The organism is Litorimonas cladophorae (genome assembly GCF_014652455.1).
GTDB classification, from domain to species: Bacteria; Pseudomonadota; Alphaproteobacteria; order Caulobacterales; family Maricaulaceae; genus Litorimonas; species Litorimonas cladophorae.
Window position 1 is genome coordinate 783,424 of sequence record NZ_BMYV01000001.1, and the last position, 14,736, is coordinate 798,159.

The 14,736-nt window shown below is 51.6% G+C and carries 13 protein-coding genes and 1 tRNA gene; 4 read left to right on the plus strand and 10 right to left on the minus strand.

What is annotated here, in order from left to right; genetic code table 11:
• Nucleotides 1-17: 17 nt before the first annotated feature.
• From IE073_RS03855 to IE073_RS03875, 5 genes are read right to left on the minus strand one after another with little or no spacing between them, the layout of a single operon-like run.
• Nucleotides 18-689 carry an HAD family hydrolase gene (locus IE073_RS03855; RefSeq protein WP_189581477.1) on the minus strand — a complete coding sequence of 224 codons (672 nt, stop codon included), beginning with the start codon at nucleotides 687-689 and terminating at the stop codon, nucleotides 18-20.
• A 3-nt stretch (nucleotides 690-692) separates the two neighbouring features.
• Nucleotides 693-3,197, minus strand: a complete 2,505-nt coding sequence (locus IE073_RS03860) for a CDP-alcohol phosphatidyltransferase family protein (RefSeq protein ID WP_189581480.1) — start codon at nucleotides 3,195-3,197, stop codon at nucleotides 693-695.
• Nucleotides 3,194-3,937, minus strand: coding sequence for a nucleotidyltransferase family protein (locus tag IE073_RS03865; protein WP_189581483.1), 744 nt, complete (start codon nucleotides 3,935-3,937; stop codon nucleotides 3,194-3,196). Before IE073_RS03865 ends, IE073_RS03860 begins: the two co-directional genes overlap by 4 nt.
• On the minus strand, nucleotides 3,938-5,095 hold the full coding sequence (locus IE073_RS03870; RefSeq protein ID WP_189581486.1) for a hypothetical protein: 1,158 nt from the start codon (nucleotides 5,093-5,095) through the stop codon (nucleotides 3,938-3,940).
• 57 nt (nucleotides 5,096-5,152) lie between these two features.
• Nucleotides 5,153-5,704 carry a DUF2141 domain-containing protein gene (locus IE073_RS03875; RefSeq protein WP_189581489.1) on the minus strand — a complete coding sequence of 184 codons (552 nt, stop codon included), beginning with the start codon at nucleotides 5,702-5,704 and terminating at the stop codon, nucleotides 5,153-5,155.
• 119 nt (nucleotides 5,705-5,823) lie between these two features.
• Here IE073_RS03875 and IE073_RS03880 point away from each other — a divergent pair, with 119 nt between their 5' ends.
• The 4 genes from IE073_RS03880 to IE073_RS03895 are packed head-to-tail and all read left to right on the plus strand — an operon-like array spanning nucleotide 5,824 to nucleotide 9,935.
• Complete coding sequence (locus IE073_RS03880; RefSeq protein ID WP_189581492.1) at nucleotides 5,824-7,038, plus strand: LptF/LptG family permease; 1,215 nt, start codon at nucleotides 5,824-5,826, stop codon at nucleotides 7,036-7,038.
• Nucleotides 7,031-8,110 (plus strand): LptF/LptG family permease, encoded by a 1,080-nt coding sequence (locus tag IE073_RS03885; RefSeq protein ID WP_189581495.1) that lies wholly within the window; start codon nucleotides 7,031-7,033, stop codon nucleotides 8,108-8,110. Before IE073_RS03880 ends, IE073_RS03885 begins: the two co-directional genes overlap by 8 nt.
• Before the next feature lie 6 nt (nucleotides 8,111-8,116).
• Nucleotides 8,117-9,019, plus strand: a complete 903-nt coding sequence (locus IE073_RS03890; protein WP_189581498.1) for a diacylglycerol kinase family protein — start codon at nucleotides 8,117-8,119, stop codon at nucleotides 9,017-9,019.
• A gap of 1 nt (nucleotide 9,020) precedes the next feature.
• The gene (locus tag IE073_RS03895) at nucleotides 9,021-9,935 is read left to right on the plus strand and encodes a hypothetical protein (RefSeq protein WP_189581501.1); all 915 of its coding nucleotides are present in this window, start codon (nucleotides 9,021-9,023) and stop codon (nucleotides 9,933-9,935) included.
• A gap of 46 nt (nucleotides 9,936-9,981) precedes the next feature.
• Here IE073_RS03895 and spt read toward each other — a convergent pair whose 3' ends face one another.
• The 5 genes from spt to IE073_RS03920 all read right to left on the minus strand — a co-directional run bounded on the left by spt (nucleotide 9,982) and on the right by IE073_RS03920 (nucleotide 14,735).
• Entirely contained in the window at nucleotides 9,982-11,214 is a 1,233-nt protein-coding gene (gene spt / locus IE073_RS03900) for a serine palmitoyltransferase (protein WP_189581505.1), read from the minus strand.
• Between the two features lie 24 nt (nucleotides 11,215-11,238).
• Nucleotides 11,239-11,490 (minus strand): acyl carrier protein, encoded by a 252-nt coding sequence (locus IE073_RS03905; RefSeq protein WP_189581507.1) that lies wholly within the window; start codon nucleotides 11,488-11,490, stop codon nucleotides 11,239-11,241.
• Between the two features lie 64 nt (nucleotides 11,491-11,554).
• On the minus strand, nucleotides 11,555-13,402 hold the full coding sequence (locus IE073_RS03910) for a fatty acyl-AMP ligase (RefSeq protein ID WP_233349794.1): 1,848 nt from the start codon (nucleotides 13,400-13,402) through the stop codon (nucleotides 11,555-11,557).
• 153 nt (nucleotides 13,403-13,555) lie between these two features.
• A tRNA-Val gene (locus tag IE073_RS03915) sits at nucleotides 13,556-13,630 on the minus strand.
• Nucleotides 13,631-13,694: 64 nt separating this feature from the next.
• On the minus strand, nucleotides 13,695-14,735 hold the full coding sequence (locus IE073_RS03920) for a Leu/Phe/Val dehydrogenase (RefSeq protein ID WP_189581510.1): 1,041 nt from the start codon (nucleotides 14,733-14,735) through the stop codon (nucleotides 13,695-13,697).
• Between the last annotated feature and the right edge of the window lies 1 nt (nucleotide 14,736).

Below are 14,736 nucleotides of genomic sequence, written 5' to 3' on the forward strand. Positions count from 1 at the left end.
CCCTTGTACGTTTTATCTCAAACTGACCAGTTTACGATTTCGAAATTGTGAACCTCAGCTGCTTTTGTCAGCTTTGGGTCAGAATTGACGGCAACGCCTTTGTCCGCAAATTTCATGACGGGCAAGTCGGAATAACTGTCAGAATACACTGTGATATGTGCCGCCTCGCGTTGAAAATCATCAAATGTTTCCAAACATTTCCGAAGCATGGCAAGTTTTCCTGGCCCGTAACAGTTCTCTGAACCGAAATCTCGGGCGCAGATGTCCCCATCCCAAGCCAGTTTTGTTGAGACCACGGTATCAATATTAAGACGCGCCGCGATCGCCTCGACAATCAAATCCGCACCCGCCGACGCAATGATGAGCCGATCACCCGCGGCCCGGCGTGCTTCAATTTCCCGTACTCCGCCAGAACGCAGTCCTGATCGGATTTCTTCATCCGCGAAATCTGAAGCGAGCGCCTCAAGTTTTGTCCGCGATTGTCCTGACAAACTCCATCGCAACATACCGCGTTTGACCGAAATGCGTTCTTGAGGACCGACTTTGTAAAGGACTTGCCCGATGGCAGCTCTTGTCCAAAGGCCAATAAGTTTCCAAGGCTGTCCTTTTACGGATAACGACACGAAACGTCCCCACGTGCCACGTGTCGTAATGGTCTCGTCCAGATCAAAAACGGCGTAACGTTGCATGAGTTAGGCATCCATCCAGCTGGTTAAAGGACGTTTTACCAACCAGCCAGCGATCAAGCTGACGAAATTAGCTGCGATACAGATCCAGGTCCAAATTGCGATCAGGAGGAAAGCCCAAACACCCGCATCAGCCCATACTAGCGTCAACATAATGCCAATCATCATAATAAACGTATTCGGATTTCGCCGCGCGATAAAAAAGCGAAGACCTGAGTTGAATTTCGTCCAAACATGGATGTGGAATCCATGCTGACGCATGAAGATACCCTCGATAATTCTGTCAACCAGATAGCCGATCCAGATGGCAATCAGAGCGATGAAGAGCGGCTCGGACATCGAATAGACGCCACCCAGACCGACAAACCAGGCCCAATACCAAAACGGAGGATGCACTAGGTCGATGCCGTGATCATAGATATTCCCCCAATAGGAATAGGTCATCGTGGTCCGAGCCAATTTCCCATCGACCGTGTCCAAGAAGGTCATCATCCAACCGCAAGCAAACCCCAGCGCCCATTGGCCTTGCCAGAAGAACCAAGTCGCCGCGAGCATCAGAAAGAATCCGATGGTTGTAACTTGATTGGGGCTCATTTTGATAAATGCACAAAATCGCGTGACGTAAAATGCGGGAATTGGCCAAAACCATTTCGTCACGAAATCAGTTATGCCTTTGTAGGAGCTCTTAAATTGCTGACGCATGATATCTAAGATCGGGGTTACTTTGGTGTCGAGAACGTAAGGCGTTTCCTGTTTCCGCAAGGACTTGATATAGCCGTCATTCACATCGCCGGCGGCCACTTGTTTGAAATCATAGCCGTCGAGTGCGTCTGCACTTTTCCCGATAAGTGCTTCGGCTTCGGACCGTGTCGCGCCAGATAGGCTGACAATCGTATCATTTTCCACCAGCGCCAAGTCGGTCGTTACGGCGAATGATTTAGATAGTTCGGCGCTCATCACCCAGTCGAGGTTGTGCCAAATCCCAATATCATTCACGGCCAGTGGTAACGTCACATCGGCGCCCGCTTTTTTGAAAGCACGTGTCTGCCATTCCCGCAAAGGAAGCCCCCAAATCCGAGCCTTGCTGTCCCCAATTAAGCCAAAGCCAGGCGCTGGCACTTCATCTGAAACGCCTCCTTCTTGTTCTTGCTTCACAATTTTATCCAATGCCTGTTTCGCTAACCACATCACTAGTCCGACGGCCACGACGTTGCCGGCAATTGCCGCCCATCCTGGGGCCATATGCCCGATCGTTAAACTCAAAGCGAAAAAAGCTATGATATAGATGATCACGCCCGCACCACGAGCGTAAATCGCTCGTTCGGGGTGATCGGTCGCGTAGAGTACGGGGTAAAGCGGCGCGGCCATACCCAGCAATGCCGCAGCCGGAACAAGAAGCGAGGCCAATGGCGCGGCTTCCATATATTCTTCCGAGAGTACCGCACCCAAGGCTGTGCCAAAGAACAGCCAGATGAATAGGGACGCCAAAAGCCCGACGCCAAGCAGGATAATTGCTGCGCGCATTACTAAACGCCAGATTTTTTCAACTTCTCCTACGCTGACCATCTTGGCCAATTCGGGGTAAATGACTTGATCCAACAGTTTGAAACCTTCGGATAGGAGTTTCGCAATTTCTTCGGCCGTGCGGTAAACCGAGACCCAGATCGGCCCGAACACAAACATGACCAGCAAAACAGGCAGATGCACATTGGAAGCCGCTAGGGTCGAATCGACATTCGCCTTCCAGACAAAAGGCCAAACCCCTTTACGCGGGGAACGAATGCTGGCTTTGGCCTGCAGAACAGGTTTGAGCAAATTTCGTTTCGACAATTCTCGTGCGGCCAAAATGGGTAAAGACAAGTAGTCCACCAGAGACCCGACGAACCACGCCAACAAGAAGCCCTCCATTCCTGCACCTAGCAATGCAGCAATGACGACCCCAATGAACCGAACGCCCGTCATGACAACGCCATGCCACGCCAAAACATCAAATCGGTCGAACAATCTGAAGACGCCAATTGACGCCCCGCGATGGCGAATGATTAGCAGAGAGCAATAGAGCGCCACCATGCCAAAGGAGGCCGATACGTCGCTTTCTCCCGCTTCGCGGCCCAGCAAATTGGGGAAAATATCTCCGAAAATCAAAACGATTTTATAGCAGAGCAAGGCGCCAATAAAGGCGACGATTGCGGATAAAACGTCCAGTTTGTATCCAAATTGTATCAACCGAGAGAGGCTGTTCACATCGTTATTTTTTACGTCATCCATCCCAAACCGAATGATCGTCTGCCACGCCTGAAAGGTAGCCAATTGTGCGAAAAACAAATGATAGGAGTGTAGAAAGAAGATCACGCCTAGCGCGGTGATGCTTATCGATTTCGCCGCAATGATTAGGCTTGCCAGACCCAAGACCGCGGCAAGTGCCTTGGAGCCGACCATCAACCCTGTGTTGGCCGCAATCCGTTTTCCAACAGTTTTGCTCGATGCAATGTCAAGATGAGGTATTGTCATGCCGAGCGGTCGCCTAATATCGTTTCCACCAACGCAAGATCAGAGGGTTTGTCGACGTCGATGGCCGCCTCAGCGAAGGGCAAAAGGACGGGTGCAGCGGTGATACCAATTTTGTCCGCCGCATATTCGAACGCGCCCCCCAAACTCAATCGACCTGTCGCGAATTTGATGCCAATGCCAACGCCGATTTTTCGAGCCAGTTTAAGCGGGTTCTTGCGCAGATGTTGAACCGATTGCCAAAAGGAGATGGCCTTCAAACCTTCAGCATTGGCTATATAGAACAAATTGCATCCAGATACTGCCACATCCGAGAACCGTAGATACGTCCGTTTCGTTTCGGGGTAATCAGGCTGGATAACGGCCTCTGTTGCCAATCCCACACAAATATCAGTGCCCGCAGCCTCTGCGCCCTCTATAAAACTTCTGACCATTTCTTCGGTTAAAAGTGCATGATCGCAGGTAGTTACAAGACAAGGGTATTGATCAATCTGTTCGAGCGCCAGCCGCACACTATCAGCCGGCCCTGCGCCGCTAGGCACCTCAGAGAGGTTACTGCCGTCATATCCAGAGACAAAAAATGGTTCTGGTAGCGAGGCATCCCGCAAAGCAGAGACCACCCGTTGCAGCATTGGCACACCCGCTACGGGGATTTCAGCTTTGTGCGATACACCTGCAGCTTCGCACAACGGATCGACTACACCGGCACGCTGTCCGGCGAGTATCAGTACACTTGCAATCATTTAACCGATCCGTTTTTCATACATGCGGTATGTCTTATACGGCACAGCACTGGCTTGTTCGCAGATCGCGACCATGCCGTCATTATCTTCTAAAATCCAAGAAAGCTCGCAATGGGTAAATCCAGCCTGTCGCGCGGCCTCAAAGGATTCTTCGCAGAGCGCGGCCGTCAGCGCGAGGCCCTTACGCGTGTTGTGGTGTTTTCGCATCAATCCCATTAGCGGGATGCGGGCTTGTTTGGCCGTTTGTTTTTTCAATCGATAGATCAGTTTTGCCCAGTTAAACGGCAAAAGTTTTCCATCAAAGCCTGCGGCCAACTCATTTAAATCTGGCAATAAGCACAGAAATGACGCCAATTCGCCGTCAATCGAACCAAACCAGAATCGATCAGGGGCGATAATCGGCTTCATCTCTTTGGCCAGATGTCGGATGGCATCGTCTGGAAATGGAAAAAACCCCCAATTTTCAGACCAAGCGTCGTTAAAGATGTGCATCGCGCGCGCAATTTCAGCGTCAAAGTCTTTTGGGTTCAGGGTTCGCCACGTAATAGCTTTTGATTTCTGCGCGTAATCCACCATCATCTGGGTGATTTTCGGACGCGGATAACCCGCATTTAGGTCGGCTTGAAACGCCAACATGTCCACGGCTTTCGAATAACCAGCCAACTCTATGGCTGGCGCGTAATAGGGTCGCCCATAGGACATCAGAACAACATTCGTGTCATCAAACCCATCGACCAGAAGCCCAACTTCCTCATTCACGCTCCATTGCGCGGGCCCAACCATACGGCGTCGCCCCTTCGTTCGGGCCCAAGTCTGCGCCGCGTCCAATAGGGCCGTCATCGTTTCAGGAGAATCAATGGCGTCAAAGTAACCGAAAAAGGCTGTGTCCTTGTCGTGATGTAGATCGTGTGCCGGGTTTAAAAAGGCAGCAATCCGTCCCACGTCTTTGCCATCTTTGATGGCGAGGAAGAGTTGTCGATCCAAATCCCGCGCCGCAGGGTTCTTCTTTGGGTCCAGCTGCTCTTTACGTTCGATCCGCAAAGGTGGCGCCCATGCGCTTTGCCCGCGATAAATATCATATGGGAGGTCCAGAAACCGCTTCGTCTGAGCCGGCGTCCGAACCTCTATAATATCGAGCTGTGTTGTCGAAGCCTGCACCAGACCCCTCCCCATAATTTGCCGTGCGGCGATTAGTCGAGGGGTATCAAACGATGATTAGGAAAGGTCAACCAAATGGATGTCGATATCCGCACCTTCCATCGGAACAAAAAACCCGGCTTCGGAAAATTTTGGCAAGCGTAGTGATTTGATTTCTGGATTATTCGACAAGCCGTAAGGTTCTTTAGGCTTAAAATTCCACGCTTTTTTCAAACGACGATCACCGTCTTTATCGTGATACCCAACAACGGCATAATCGCCAGGCATAGGCAAATTGATGCAGATCCGCTGTGGGCTTTCATCTGCTGGAACGCGAATACGGCGGAGTTTACCTTTTCTCTTCAAAAAATCTTGCTCACCAAACAACTCAAGTTTGAGTATGCCTTCTGCCGAAACATTGTGGATAGACGCACGAATTTGAAGGGCCCCCTCAACACATGTATCGGCTTTATCGCGATCGTAGAGTTTAAGCCCTGTCGCTAACCCAATATCGGAATAGGCCTCCGCAACCGGTTGATCATCATCCTGTTCATCGGTGGATTGCGCCACCGCAGTAGAAGACCCCGCGATTACAGCCATCATGACGAAAGCTTTAGTGAATTTACTCATATAGGCGTTTGATTTCACGACAGTGTTTTCCTAAGCCAGTGCACAGACCCAAAGGGGCCTTCAATGATAATATGGGAATTCCAATCCCCAGCGTAAAGGCATAATCACAGACCTGTTATATGGGCCGACTTAATCGATATATCCTCAAAAATGCGGCGCTGAGTATTGGCGGTCTCGTTATATTCGCCTGCTGCGTCCTGCTGCTTGAACGTCTGCTGCGTATTTTTGAGATTGTTACGGTCTCGTCCGATCCTGGTGTCGACGCGTCACGGATGGTCGTGAACCTTCTGCCTTATTACCTTGGAATTGCTGTGCCGATTGCGCTTCTGCTAGGTACAATCATCACAGTCGATAAGTTATCCAAGTCTTCAGAATTAACAGCCGCACTCGGCGCGGGTGTCTCCCTATTCCACATGACGAAGCCCTTTATCCTGATTTCCATATTTCTTGCGGGGATCACGATGTTTGTCGAAGGCTACCTTCAACCTATTGGACGTTACCAATATCGAGCCACTGAATATAAGGTTCGACAAACCAGCGCGACCGCAGCCTTACGGGAAGGCACCTTTACGACAGTTGGTTCACGAACTTTTTTCGCGGGCACTGAAGGGTCGGACGGCGCAACTGGACCTATTTTTATCCACGAGGAAGTTGACCAAAATTCAGATGGCTCTGGCGGCGGGACGGGATATCGCATCACAACCGCGAACATCGGAAAGATCTCTGTCATAGACAACTCACCCGTCTTGAATCTCGCAGAAAGCAGAGGGTTTTACGTGATTGACGGAACAATGTCTGGTCAATTGAGCGTTCAAGAAACCGCCATTACAGGCGTGGTCGAAGTCAAAAAATACCAAGCCCGAGGCGATGATGAGCGTGAAATGACCTCTGGCGAACTTTTTGCGAACCGCAAGGGTAATGTCACTCAAGTCATTGATAAAAATACGAATAACGCGACTTTACATCTTCGACTGTCGAAAGCAGCTTTGCTCCTGATCCTCCCATTTATCGCCGTCCCCTTCGGCTTGAACTATGGCCGAAATCCCTCCTCTGCTGGGATATTCGTTGGGATTGTGTTTCTTGTTTCTCTCCAGAAAGCACTGGAGTTCGGACAATCGCTCGGGGCTGCGGGCAAAATTCCGCCTTGGCTGGGCATTTGGGGAATCATTTTCGCCGTCTCGATTTTTGCCGCGATCATATTTTGGAAAAGCGCCTATAAAATGGGACAGCCGCCGCTGACGGCTTTCTCACAATGGGTCGGATATATAAAAGGCGAAATTCTAAGCGGGATACAGAGCATTTTACGTCGAAAGCAGGCCACGCCACATGTTTAGCTTCGCGCGTTATATCTCGAAGATGTTCATCTTCACATGGCTGACACTGGTCTTCGGATTTTTGACCCTCATCGGACTTTTGGACAGCCTTGCCAACGGCGCTGATATTGTAAAAAGTGGCGGCGGTTTCGCCGATACATTCCGCTATATGTTCCTGCGGGCACCCGTGATTTTTGATAGAATTTTCGTCTTCACGCTAGTCGTGGCCATTCTGATGACGTTCGTGAAGTTGATCCGCCAACACGAACTGGTTGCCCTTCTCGGCTTTGGCATCTCCGCGACAAAGCAAGTTATGCTGCTCACTCCGGCCGTCATTGGCGCGTCCGTTGCTTCTATCATTTTCGTGGATGTTGCCATGGCGCCGGCTGTCCGCTCCCTACAAGCTTGGGGAATTGGCGAATATAAGGTGAAAAATATCACGCCAGAAAATCCACTATGGCTCGAAGACAAAGGCCAGATTATCCGTGCAACTGAGCGTTTAGGATATGATGGTTTGGGCAATATGCGCTTTTTTTTCCGAGATGAGCTCGGAGCGGTCCAACGTATTTGGGAGGTCGAAAAGGCCCGTTACGTGGGTCCAAATTGGCAATTGACGGGAATTCAAGAGCTAGAGGTTCAAGGCGCGGATGGCGAATCTCGACCGCTCAGCACAATCGAAGGCACAAAAGTTTGGGAAACCCGCCAAACTCCGCGCTCAATTGCCCGATTAGCGGCGGAACCGCGGGACTTGTCGCTCTCCGAGATGCGTAACTTTTCAAAGCGCGGGAATAGCGGGTCAAGGCCAAGCTTTGCCTACAAATTTTGGAGCGCCCATCGCCTCACTCGACCCATAGCCGCTTTTGTTCTCTTGATCGCTTGCGCGGCCCTGATGCAACGAACTGGACGTGAAGATACGGGGAATAAAACCCTCATTATCGGCATAACAATGGCCTTCATATTCCTAATATTTGACGGGGCGATGGCCACATTTGCCGCCTCTGGAGGTCTTGCCGTTTTGCCCGCAATTGCCTTACCCCTCCTATTATTTGGGATTGCTGGCGCCTTCATGTTGTTGCGCACAGAAACGCTGTAGCTGCCCATGTCCCGCCTGTTCATCGTCAACCCGCAGTCTGCCAGAGTTGCCAAAAAAGGCTCGACTTTGGAAACTGTCGCTTCGGAAACAGGTATTCCCTTAGTTCGATTGGATAGCTTTGATCTCCTTCCCAACGCGGTCACACAAGCCGCCGCGAATGGGGTAATCCATGTCGTGATTGAGGGCGGAGATGGTACCGTTCAAGGTGTGATTTCCGAATTCTTGACCCAAGCGGACTCCTTTCCGAGCTTTCCAAGTTTTTCAATCGTTCCAGGTGGCATGACGAACCAAGTCGCTAAGAATATCGGTCTTAAATCAGCCTCCCCACGCGTTGTTAAGGCCGCTTTGGAAATCTCCGAAAGGACGATTGTAACGCCTCTGCTGGAAGTCGTGGACAGCGATGGCCCAACCTATGCAGGCTTTCTTTTCTCAACTGGGGCTATTCCGCAAATCACGCGTTACACGACGGGGGAACTTCACCGCAAAGGCATTGGCGGTTCACTCGCTGTTCTGGGCGGCATCCTCAAGGGCATGCGCGGCGACGATGAAGCCTTGATGAAGGTTACCCCTGTCCAAATTGCCGAGTTGTATGACGGCCTGCATTTAGGAACCGTTGTGACCACCCTGCCCAGCCTTATCCTCGGGATTGACCCCTTCTGGGGCGATGGTAACGGCCCGCTACGCACAACTTGGGTAACCGGGAGCTATCGTCGTTTGGCCCGCAATATTTGCGGCATCTGGATCGGCAGGAAGCAGAAAGACCGTTCACCTGACGGGTATTATTCTGGACGATTCCCTGCCCTTTCCTACCAGTATCATGGGGACGTCGTTTTGGACGGCGAATTTCTTTCATTTCCGTCGGGTAAATTTACTGTCCGTCCCACGCGCGATGTGACATTTCTTCGCTGACATGCAGACCCTATTGGACATCATCAAGTCAGAGACACTCGACCCACCTGCGCGTGTGACAGAGGTCATGAGCATCATTCAGGCGCGCCACGCAGGACGCGTGCAAGCCATGGTCTATTACGGCAGTTCACTGCGCGAACTCGACAATCCAGAAAAGATGCTGGATTTCTACGTCTTAGTAGACAGCTACCGCAAAACCCACGGAACAGGCCTTCGCGCCCTGCTCAATCGCCTCATTCCACCCGCAGTCTATTACGTCGAACACACCTCACCCGATGGAACAGTTTCGACGTGTAAATATTCCATTCTATCGCTCTCCGAATTTGAAAAGCGGTGCAGTTCACGCGCCTTCCTAAGCCAAGTCTGGGGACGCTTCTCGCAACCCTGCGCGGTGCTCTGGTCCAAAGATCAAGCGGTGCTCGACCGTGTTTGGGCCGCACGCGTCACGGCAGTCGAAACCATGGTGAACGAAACGGCCCCCCTCATGGCGGGCTCAGCATCGGCTCCCGAGCTTTGGGGCCGCGGGTTTTACGAGAGTTACCAAACAGAATTGCGCCCAGAGAGCTCAACGGGCCGAAGCGAAGAAATCGTTGCGCGCTTTGCCGACCGCTATGGGGCGATCACCGCTGCACTTTATGGACAAGCTGACAAAGAGGGTCGATTTGCGCTCCCGATCGACGGTCAAAGTCGCGCCAAACGCCGATGGTTTTTCAGGCGACTTTTAGGAAAGCCTGCCGCAGCGATTCGCGTTTTAAACGGAGCTGCGACATTTGATGGTGGAATAGATTATATCGCGCGCAAAGTTGAGAATCATTCGGGCGTAAAACTCGACCCCACGCCTGCTCAACGCAAACACCCCGTCCTTCATTCACCTTTCCTATTCTGGAAGATGTGGCGCAAAGGTGCGTTTCGTTAAGCTATATAGCGCCAACGTATGAAGTCGTTACGCTTTCGCGAATTTGCTATTCGGCAGCTTGGAGCTTACTCATCATCCCAGACATGATTTCGCCTTGGCTGGCTTTCATCTTGGCGAACGTATCGATGATCGTTTGAACATCTTGTTCTGTGTGGGCTGCCGATAGGCTGATCCGCAAAAGGCTTGAGCTCTGTGGCGTTCCGGGCGGGACAGCCAGGTTCACATAAACCCCGTTTTCCATCAGCCAGTTCCATTCCATGGCGGCTACACCCTCATTCGGGCGGCGCGCGGCGATGACAGGGCTAGGCTCTGCACAGAGATCGAAATCAAGTGCCGACAAACCCGCGTGTAATTGCTGCGCACGCGCTTTAAGGTTATCGCGTAAATGTCCGCCACTCTTGATTTTTTCAACGGCAACCCGCGCCGCACTAATGTTTGAGGGCGTCGCTGACGCTGTAAACATATAGGGACGCATGACTTTGCGCGTAATCTCAAATTCGGGATGCTTGGACGCACAAAAGCCCCCAACAGACGCCAAGGATTTTGAGAACGTGCCGGAGATAAAGTCGACTTTATCCAAGACACCCTGCTCCTCCGCAATGCCGCAGCCTGTGGGTCCAAAAGTCCCATAACTATGGGCTTCGTCGATGAAGAGATAACCACCATGACGATGCGTCACATCAACGAATTCGTCGACGGGGGCGATGTCACCGAACATGGAATACATGCCTTCGATTACGACCAGCGCATTACCGCCTTCAATTTCGCCCTGACGACGCAGACGTTTGTCCAAATCCTCAGGGTTATTATGACGAAAACGGATCGTCGACGCATTCGTCAAACGGGAACCATCGATGATGCAAGCATGCGCATCAGCGTCCATGAAGATGACGTCTTTGTCACCCGCAAGTCCAGAAATCGCCGCCAAATTTGTTTGGTAACCTGTTGTGAAAACAATACAGGATGGCATTCCGAAATGGTCGGCTAGCGCCTCTTCCAGATCTGTATGTTCGGAATATGTACCATTTGCGACGCGAGATCCTGTCGTGCCCGTCCCGTGATCATCAATCGCCTTTTTGGCAGCCGCGCGGCAATCTTCGTCAAAAGTCAAACCGAGATAATTATTGGTACCGGCCAATAGAATTTCACGGTTCCCAATTCGGCCACGTGTCGCTGAGATAATATCGTCGAATTTCACGCCTAAGGCGTCAGAACCGATCTTCATCATCATATCGATGCGAGCCTGCAGCGGCGCGTATTTGTCGAATAAGGCTGTCATCTGGTTTCCCTTTGCCTTGGGCTGTTACTCAGCCGTCAGGCCCTTAACCGCATTTACTAACTCACCGACTGTTTTGATGTCGGAGACCATCTCCATGGGAATAGAGATATCGTAGTGATCTTCCAATTCCATAATCAAGTCAAAAACCGCGACAGAATCGACCTCGAGGTCTGACATAATGCCAGATGAGCGCTCAATCGGAAGGTTTTTGGGGTTATATGGCTTTAGCAGTTCACAGATTTTGTCATAAATATCTGAATCTGTAGGCGCGCTCATGCTTGTATCTCTCTCAAACTTGCAGCGCGATACCAAACGCGCAGCGGCACGTCCAGCGAAGCCGTCAGGCAGTTTCGCCAGAATCCTTCACAACTCTTAGCGTATTCTCAGCTTGAAGATCGATGATTCCCCCTGCGAGGAACTTGGCTTTCACCCGCGCTCGCGACAGCTTGCCCGAGCTCGTGATGATCATTGTCGACTTAGGCACCAGCATAAGGCGCACTGGCACCCCAACTTCTAAGCGAATAGCCGCCATAACTGTCGCATAGATTTCTTCGAGAACCTTTTGATCACGTGTGCGACATTCGAGCAAAAGCATGATGTCTTTTTCGTCGCCAGCGCCACCAATTGCGAACGCACAGGCGCGACCACCGCGCTGCGGTGCTGCCGCTTGAGCCGCCCATTCAATATCTTGTGGCCAGATATTCCGGCCATGCCAGAGGATAAGGTCTTTGAAGCGGCCAGTGACGACCAATTGGTCTTCAAGCCAATAGCCCGCATCACCCGTGTCCAACCATCCATCTTTGTAAAAAGCAGCCTCGGTGGCTTGAGTATTTCGGAAATACCCTGGGGAGACCGATGGGCCACGTAAGCAAACGCGGCCAACTTGCTTTTCACCTAGAATATTCTCATCAAAATCACGGATTTGGACCTCGTGATCGGGTAGAACTTTACCGCATGCAACAAATGTTCGGCGGTCCTCTTCCCGCGTGACGTCGGACGCCTCAACCGCTTCGGATGTTCGCGTGTAACGCGCCATATCAATTGTATGTTTCAGGAGGCCTTGACCTGCTGGTGAGAACGTTGCCGCCAATGTCGTCTCGGCCAAGCCATATGATGGTGTAAAGGCACCTGGGGCGAAGCCCATGTCGCCAAAAAGCTCCTCAAAAGCCGTCAAAGGCTCTGGCCGCACCATGTCGCCGCCTATGCCCGCCGCGCGCCAACTGGAGAGATCAAGCTTGCGGTCATTCCGCCAACGACGGACACAAAGCTCATATCCAAAGGTCGGTGAGTAAGACATTGTCCCTTCATTATCCGAGATCACTTGCAACCATGTAATTGGGCGACGTGTAAAGTCTTGCGGGTCGATAAAATCAACCGTTAGCTGGCTGACCAGTGGCGCAATCATGAACCCAATCAGACCCATGTCGTGGTAAAGCGGAAGCCAGCTCGTCGCACGGTCTTTTTCTGTGATATTCATGCCATGTTTTGAAATGGCGAGGCAGTTTGCGGTGACAGACGCTTGCGTTCCGATAATGCCCTTTGGCGAGGACGAAGACCCCGACGAGTACTGAATATAGCAGAGGTCATCTTTACCGAAGGGGCGCAATTTATCGCCCTGGGGTAACTCGCCGACTTCAGCGAATGTCAAAACTGGAATAGCTTGGTCATTTAAGGCCGATCGCATGATCGGTTCCATCGAGGCCGGTGTGAACAAAGCATGGAAATCGCCCGTATCGGCCATCCGCTGCAATTGACGCTCATATGAGGAACGTCCGCCCAAAGTTACCGGCAAAGGCACTGGCGCAGCCACAACGCCCGCATATTGGCAAGCAAAGAACATAATCGCGAATTCAGGTGAAGAGACCGCAGCGATACCAATCCGCGCGTTCTTTTCAGCAAATGGCACAAGGCGTTTGGCCATTGCGACAGCCTGCTCATGCAGGTCTTTGTAAGAAAGTTTCGATTTCAACGCCGCTTTGCCGTCGAAGTAGTTGAACCCCGTTTCCGCCAAAGCTGCATAATCTAGCGCTTCGGGGAGCGTTTCGAAATCGCCATGGCGCAGCGGGATGCCGCGCGCGGTCGGTAAAGGCAACTCGGTCTGTAGGTCCGTCTGGCTCATCAACTCACTCATTTTCATCGCCGCAGATGCGGCAGTCTCAAATTCGGCCCCACAAGGCTCGGTATTCAATCACAACGCCCTAACATATTGATGGCATTGAACGTTTCACGCGATGTTACAAAATGTAACAGAAATGTGGCAGTTTATGACAGTGAAGTCGAATGCAAATGCGCACGGGCGCGTCAGCAAAAATGACCAATCCTATCCCGATTGATCATACTCTGGTGGGCGATACTGGGATTGAACCAGTGACCCCTACAGTGTGAATGTAGTGCTCTCCCACTGAGCTAATCGCCCGTCAAAATATGACGTGCGCGCCTCATAGGGCCTTGCACGAAACTGTCAACCTGATCGGACAGAGTTAGGAAGATACGCCCAAGCGTTCGCGGGCCATGGCATCGGCAATAACGGTCGTGGCTACGCCCTGCTCTGCGGCGCGCTCAAATATAGTTTTCAATGTATTTTCAAGGCCTTCCAGCTTTTCTTGAACCCAAACCTTATCATAATTTCCACTGACCTCGGCCGCCACATTTATGATGCCTCCGGCGTTGATCACGTAATCCGGCGCGTACAGAACCCCACGTTGTCGACAGGCCTCCGCCATATCAGAAGTTGCTAATTGGTTGTTTGCAGCGCCCGCAATTATAGACGCACGAATGGCGGGCAAAGTCGAATTTGAGACAGCTCCGCCCAACGCGCAAGGCGCGAAAATGTCTGCGGTAACAGCATGAATTTGATCGGGCTTAACAACAACGGCGCCAAAGTCATTTTGCGCCTGTTTTAAAACGTCTGGATTGATATCTGTCACAATCAAGTGAGCACCCGCCTGATGAAGGTGCTGACATAGACCATATCCGACATGTCCCAATCCCTGAACGGCGACTCGGAGGCCTTTTAGCGACTCAAGTCCCATCGCGTGACGCACGGCGACTTTGATACCTCGGAACACGCCTTCGGCGGTGACAGGTGATGGATCACCAGAGGCGGCGGGCCCCTCATCCAAGCCGGCGACGTGATTGGTTTGTGTTTTGATCACACGCATATCAGTGGGCGATACGCCGACATCTTCCGCTGTAATATATCTACCACCGACTGCTTCTACAGCCCGGCCATAAGCCCTGAAGAGAGCTTCCCGGTCAAAATCACCCTCAGGCCGCAATATAACCGCTTTGCCACCGCCTAAGTCTAATCCCGCCATGGCATTTTTAAAGCTCATGGCTTTGGACAGACGTAGCGCGTCCGTTACGGCGTCTTTTGGGTCCTCATAGGACCAAAACCGTGTCCCACCTGCAGCGGGTCCACGATTAGTATTATGCACAGCGATAATCGCGCGCAGGCCTGTTGCCGGATCACTGAAGACATGAACGCCTTCGTGATCATCAAAATCAGGGTGATCAAACATA